Below are 6,682 nucleotides of genomic sequence, written 5' to 3' on the forward strand. Positions count from 1 at the left end.
ACTAAAATCCGCGAAGAACCTGTCCCGCTTGAGGAAAACGAAATGGCTCCACAAAAGTTCCAAAACTGCATTGAAGCGTGTCTGGATTGCGCCACGGCATGTCGCAAGTGCGCGGCCGAATGCCGCGAGATGGCAGGCTTCCAGAAACTGATCCCGTCCAGATTCGTTAGCGACAGCAGCGGTTCGACGTCAGCGTCGTTGATTTCCAGCTGGTTGAAGTTGACATCCACGACGTCCTCGTTCGGAATCTTTTTCCAGCTTCGGAAAGGTTCACCGAGGAATGTGAAGCGAACCCCTCGATCCGCCAAAGCGATCAAAGCGGCGTCCATCAAAGATCAATTGATGAACTCGATGTTTGCGAAGTAGGCACCTCGCTGAGTGTTGGTTTGCGCGTCGGTCACCCAGCTCTGCAGCAACATCTCACCGGCCGGTAGGTTTATTTCAAAAGCGATGATGGCTTGACTGGGGCTGATTTGACTTGTCCGTTGGACATCGCCGATTTTCAGTCGAACTTCTCGAGCCCCCATGGGCGCTGGTGCGTCCTCAGGAAACCTCGACAGCTGGATTCGATATCGGCCGGGTCGAACCACGTTGACGGCCCAGAATCCATTGATTGCGATTGAATCGTCGCTGAGTTGAGCTTGCTTCCAAATCACATTTCCTTCGGTGGGATGCCAATCTCGTACCGTAAGTCGTGTGAGTTTCTCTTCGGCTGCACCGAGCTGAAAACGGGTGTAGTCGGGATCCGTTGCGAACACATCTGCGAAATAACTTTCGTATCGAGACTGCAGTTCGCGAGCGACATCCGGATGTCTTGCGGCGACGTTCTGTTTTTGACCAGGATCGCGGATGATGTCATAAAGTTCACCATCAACCAAACGCCACTGTTCGGTCAACACTGCATAATGGGGCATGCCATGTTTTCTCGGCGAAAGTTCCAGCCTGGGCCTATCGTCCTGTCGCTCAACGATCAACGTGCGATCAGACCACTCGTTGCCGCGACCTTCCAATAAACACGCCATCGATTGACCATCGAATTGAATGCCTTTGGGAACGTCTAGCCCACACCACTGGATCAGGGTCGGCAGCCAATCCCGACACGACGTAAGGTTGTCGATCTTCCGTCCAGCTTTCAATTTCCTAGGCCATCGTACAAAGCACGCGACGCGGTGACCGCCTTCGTAGACTGATCCCTTCTTCCCACGCATTCCCGCGTTGTAACCGTCTTGCGGGTCTCCACCGCCGGCCCCTTTCGCTGTGCCGTTGTCCCCCATGAAGATGACGATCGTGTTCTCGGAAAGCTGCTGCGATTCGAGACAGTCCAACAGTCGTCCTAAATTCTCGTCAAAATTGACGATCTGCCCAAAGAACTTGGAACGTTCTTGCGAATGCCCGCTGGCCCTGAACGGAGCCGAGTACTTGTCGGCAACGGTATGGGGACTGTGCATCGCATTAAGCGGCAAGTAGATGAAGAACGGCTGTTCGGTCGCTTGCGAGGCCATTCGCTGACACTCACGAAAGAAAACATCCGTGCAATACCCCTCGATCTGTTCAGGTGTCCCGTTGCGATAGTAGGTGTCGTCGAAATAGTCGTTGGCGATCGGATTGCCGATTTCGTCGATACCACCGGCAAGATGGCGGACGACATCTTGAAAGCCACGATATCGTGGAGCGTATGGCCACGTGTCGCCGAGGTGCCATTTGCCAAACATTCCAGTGCGGTAGCCCGAAGCGGCAAACAAGTCAGCCATCGTGACCTCATCGGGGTTCAACAGTTGTCGCCCCTGCGTCACCGTCCACGCGCCGACCCGCGAAGAGTACCGACCTGTCATCAACGCGGCTCGGGTGGGCGTGCATACTGGATCGACATGGTAGTCTTCTAACTGAACGCCTTCGGCTGCCAGTCGATCGAGGTTGGGCGTTCGCAGCCAGGGATTCCCGTGACACGACATATCGCCGTACCCCTGGTCATCGGTGACGATCAGGATCACGTTGGGGCGATCGTTCGCCCGAGACGTCGTCGTCAGGCAGAGGGTGATCAGCACGGCAAGGTTGATGATAAATCGCATTCTCTTAACTTGCTTTACTCGTTGACAATTTTCCGTGACGTTCATTCACATTCACTATTTGCGTGATTCCTGTTTTGAAATCACTGGCAGCGTGATCTGACCATCGTTGGCGTCCGGAGCGTAGTTCAGTTTCTGAAATTTCTCGCGAAAGCCGGCCGGCGTTCGTGGTTCACCGTTGGACTGCAACATGCCAACCCGTGTGTCGGACTTCAGCTGCCGAACCACCAAGTTGTCGAACTCGATCGATTGACAGTTGACGGTGAATCCGAACTTCGCTTTTGTCGGATGGGCGAAGCTCGGTGACTTTAGGTGGGGCATCAGATATTTGAAGAAAAATCCCAAAAAACTTCGCAAACACGACTTCTTCAGAGAGCATCCAAGAGAATCTTCCAAAATACCAAAGTGGCTGCAATTACCTCGCGCAGCCCTCAACCGTTAGGAAACGGCGACGCAGCGACCATGTTAATAACGCGTGCGCCGGTCGACAGGGCGAACCCATTTTAGTGCTCGGGATACCAGAAAACTCAACAGCCGATTTCGACATGGGGGAGGCGTTTATGAAGCTATTGGCCTTCAAGAAATGGGCAAACGTCACGTCTCCCTGCGCAGAATGGTCTTCGCCTCGTCATTCACATCTCCCTGGTTAACCGCCCGTTGCTGAAAATGGACCAATGGTGGCCAAGCAGGTTTTGCTGCGTTTTTGGTGTAGCAAAACCTTCCTCAATTGACTTGAATTGTCCTGTCACTGTTGACGAGAAGACAAACCCCTGTACCCTACAGCTACATGCCTGGCATTTCCTGGTTTGTTCGTACGACGAAACAAATGCGTTTCGGGTCTGAATCATCACCTGGCTTTGGGATTGGACGGGTTGGCTAGCTGTTCCGATCCGGGATGGCTGCGGAAGATACAGGTTTATCTAATCAAACACCGTTCAAAGGATTAGTCTCGTGAAAAAGCTCATCGGCACGCTCTGCCTCTTGGCCCTCGGTGCGAGTCTACTTCAAGCCCAGGAAGCGAACGACGCAACGCAGCGGCTTAGAAATCAGAACGCGCAGTTCACTGAGCAAATCGTCAACGTTGCTGACAATGTCTACGTCGCTGTTGGGTACAGCGTCTCCAACGTCTCGATGGTCGTTGGTGATGACGGTGTCGTTATCATTGATACAGGAATGATGGGTGAAGCCGCAGAACGAATTGCAAAGAAGTTTCGTGAGATCACCGACAAGCCGGTCAAGGCCATCATCTACACTCACTCGCACGGAGACCACACTGGCGGAGCACCCGTGTTTCTGGGTCCCGAACGCCCGCAAATCTGGGCACATGTAAACTTCGGAAGTGAGGCTCGCCCGTGGAAGGCCGGCGGACTGACCTACCAGAATGTGCGAGGCGCGAGGCAAGCAGGATTTAAACTGCCGCTGGAGCAGCGTATCAACAACGGTGTTGCGCCGGTTCGCTATCCGAAACGTGGCGGAGAAGTATTCTCATCGAGTCAGGCAACGAATCCGACTCACTTTCTGGAAGACGAACGCAAAACAATCAAAGTCGCCGGTGTGGAACTCGAACTCGTTGCAGCGCCCGGTGAAACGAACGATGGACTGTTCGTTTGGGATCCGGCAAGCAGAGTCCTGTTCGCCGGCGACAACTTCTACCGATCGTTTCCAAACCTGTATGCCATTCGCGGTACCCCCAATCGCAACGTCCGACTGTGGGCGGAAAGTCTTGGCAGAATGGCCGACAACGACGCGGTTGCCTTAGTCGGCGGTCACACGAATCCGATTCTCGGTGCAGAGCAGGTCAAACAGGTTCTGACCGATTACCGCGACGCCGTGCAATTCATTCACGACAAGACCGTCGAGGGCATTAACAAAGGTCTGACACCCGACGAGTTGGTCGAGTACGTGCAGTTGCCTAAGCGTTTAGCCAATAAGGATTACCTGCAACCGTTCTACGGTCATCCAGATTGGGGCGTCCGCACGGTCTTCAGCGGCTACCTGGGTTGGTTCGATGGCAATGCGACGAATCTGTTTCCGCTGCCGCCCAAGGCCGAAGCCGAGCGAATGGTCAAACTCGCTGGCGGAAAGGACAACTTGTTGCAAGCCGCCAGAGACGCACTCGCGAAGGATGACAACCAGTGGGCCGCGCAGCTTACCGACCATCTGCTGGCAATCGACAAAGCGGACGCCGATGCGAAGCAGGTCAAAGCCGACGCATTGACAAAGCTGGCCCGCAGCATGGTCAATGCCACCGCAAGAAACTACTACCTCACCGTCGCACGCGAACTCCGTGAACAGGTGTCAGAAGCAGAAGGAGTAGCAGAAACACGTCCTCGACAGCCGAAACAAACTACGACAATCGCATCAATCGGTGATGCGGTTATGGAAAAGATCGATCTGGCGTTGCCTGACGAGCTGTATCAAGGTTACCTGTTTTGGCACCAGGCGGATGAACTCGCCACCGATGTCGATAATTACGCAATACTTCTCGATCCTGAGGGAAAGGTCGCTCATCGCTGGGATACCGATTTAACCGGAGGGGGACATACCTCGTACCTGCTGAAATCCGGTGGCCTGCTGCGCACTGGCATCAGGGATAGAAAATATGTTACGGGGCAGCCAGTGGCCGCCACCGACACTCTTCAGATCACAGACGCAACTGGACAAGCAGTCTGGGAGTTGAGTGCCAAGGATATTCATTTTAGCGGGAACAAGATCACCTTTCACCACGATCTGTTGCCCTTGCCCAACGGCAATATCCTGGTTTTGATCTACGAAGAAATCAGCCCGAGAGAAGCGGCGGCGGCTGGTTGGTCGGCCGGCAAAAAGAATACGGTCTGGTCTGATGGAGTGTTGGAGATCAAACCCAACCTTGAAAAGGGTTCCCATGAACTTGTCTGGTATTGGCGGTTTATTGACCACATTATTCAGGATCAAAATGCCAAAGCGGCCAACTACGGTGTCATCGCCGATCATCCGGAAAAGATCGATGGCCACTTCCCTAAAAGCTATGCGCCAATGAGTGCTGTGCGGCAGCATTTGAATTCGATCGACTATCACCCAGGCATGGACCAGATCGTTGTTAGCTCCTTCATCTATAACGAAATCTGGGTGATCGACCACAGCACGACCATCGAACAAGCCGCGGGCTCCGCAGGCGGTCGAAGAGGCAAAGGGGGAGATCTGCTGTTCCGATACGGTAATCCCGCTGCCTACGCGAGGGGCGCGGAGAAAGACCGGCTCTTCCAGAATCAACACGACGCCAACTGGGTTGACGAAGGACTTCCTGGAGCCGGAAATATCCTGGTATTCAATAACAATACAGGCGCGAGCAGCATAGCCCGAGTAGGCGCTGGTGGCGCGGCAGCCGCTGCTGCCCAGCAGCAGTTGCAGGGAATGAGCAACGTCCATGAGATTAGTCCCACTGTTGATCATGGACGTTACGTCATAGGGAAAGGTGGAGCGTTTGAAGCGAAGCAAATCTGGTTTTGGGAACACAAAGACTTTTTCGCTCCCTTTCAAGGCGGCGCTCGCCGCTTGCCCAATGGCAATACTCTTCTGACCGATACGGTTGGAAGAAGGGTCTGGGAAGTTGCGTCTAATGGGGATGTCGTCGTTCGCTACAAAGGTCCTGCTCCTACCTTCAAAGCCTTCAAGTACTCCGCCGAGCAAGTGGCGAATTTGCTTGAGTAAGCCGATGCGATTCGTTCTCAAGTAAAAAATCCGCTCGCACTTCCGACATCGTCAAGGCACATTCCATGAAAAAAATCGCCGTGACCGCAGCCAGTGGCAAGCTTGGTTCAGAAATCGCTAAAGCCACTGTCGAGATCGTCGGTAAGGAGAATGTTGTTGGGCTGGCTCGAACGCCCAGCAAAGCGGAATCGCTGGGCATCGAAATTCGGCCCGGAGACTACAACTCGCGAAGTGATCTTGAACGCTCACTGCAAGGAGTTGATTCGGTATTGTTGATCTCGGGAATGGATGCGCCGGACAAACGGATTACGCAACACCGCAACGTGATCGAAGCGGCTAAATCAGCTGGCGTGAGCAGAATCGTCTACACCATTATTCAAGGCGCCCAAGAGAGTACCGCATTCTGTAATCGCCCAGCAGCACCATTGTCCCGGCGTCGCGAATTTGTCGCCGCGACCACGCGGGCTCGAACATACGGCATAATTGGTGCCGTAGTCATGGCGACCGATTGCCGGCTGCGGTCATTGCCAGCGTGAATGCGTCCGGCGACGTGCGTCGTGGGTCACACTGTCAGCTATCGCCAGCTTCAAAATCAGGCTGGCCGTAGGTCGTCGGCGTCCAGTTGCTAAAGGCGTCTTGATCTCATCTGGCCCTTCGCAGACGCCACAGCCCTTCGACTCCCACGCCGAGAGCGTCCTGAGTTCACGGTTGTTTTTCTTTCATTGAAGAACAATCAGCTCGACCGCAAGACGCCACTGGCCTTGGGAGTCTTGCGCCCTTTGATTCAAAGAAGGCACCCGTGAGATCAAGACGCATCAGCCGCCCGCATCGCTGATGAACTGCGGCCAACCTGATTCGAGAAGCTGGCGATAGCTTTGTCCAGTCCGCGTGGACGCAGATGCCCGAGAAGCGTTCATTGATCGAGC

At 54.2% G+C, this 6,682-nt stretch carries 5 protein-coding genes; 3 read left to right on the top strand and 2 right to left on the bottom strand.

Annotated elements, in window-relative coordinates; genetic code table 11:
* The first annotated feature begins 42 nt into the window (after positions 1-42).
* Entirely contained in the window at positions 43-366 is a 324-nt protein-coding gene (locus tag NZK35_RS35050) for a four-helix bundle copper-binding protein (protein WP_407699863.1), read from the top strand.
* Here the strand turns inward: NZK35_RS35050 and NZK35_RS31855 are convergent.
* Together NZK35_RS31855 and NZK35_RS31860 are read right to left on the bottom strand one after the other, a co-directional pair.
* The gene (locus tag NZK35_RS31855; RefSeq protein ID WP_259636575.1) at positions 336-2,069 is read right to left on the bottom strand and encodes an arylsulfatase; all 1,734 of its coding nucleotides are present in this window, start codon (positions 2,067-2,069) and stop codon (positions 336-338) included. The two genes, NZK35_RS35050 and NZK35_RS31855, sit on opposite strands and share 31 nt — an antisense overlap.
* 54 nt (positions 2,070-2,123) lie before the next feature.
* The gene (locus tag NZK35_RS31860) at positions 2,124-2,387 is read right to left on the bottom strand and encodes a hypothetical protein (RefSeq protein WP_259636576.1); all 264 of its coding nucleotides are present in this window, start codon (positions 2,385-2,387) and stop codon (positions 2,124-2,126) included.
* Between the two features lie 630 nt (positions 2,388-3,017).
* On the opposite strand from NZK35_RS31860, the gene NZK35_RS31865 reads away from it, so the two are divergent.
* The gene (locus tag NZK35_RS31865; protein ID WP_259636577.1) at positions 3,018-5,756 is read left to right on the top strand and encodes an alkyl sulfatase dimerization domain-containing protein; all 2,739 of its coding nucleotides are present in this window, start codon (positions 3,018-3,020) and stop codon (positions 5,754-5,756) included.
* A 65-nt stretch (positions 5,757-5,821) separates the two neighbouring features.
* A complete protein-coding gene (locus NZK35_RS31870) occupies positions 5,822-6,292 on the top strand; it encodes an NAD(P)H-binding protein (RefSeq protein ID WP_259636578.1) in 471 nt (156 codons plus the stop codon).
* Positions 6,293-6,682: the final 390 nt, after the last annotated feature.

Source organism: Stieleria sedimenti, assembly GCF_025060895.1.
In the GTDB taxonomy this organism is placed as follows: Bacteria; Planctomycetota; Planctomycetia; order Pirellulales; family Pirellulaceae; genus Stieleria; species Stieleria sedimenti.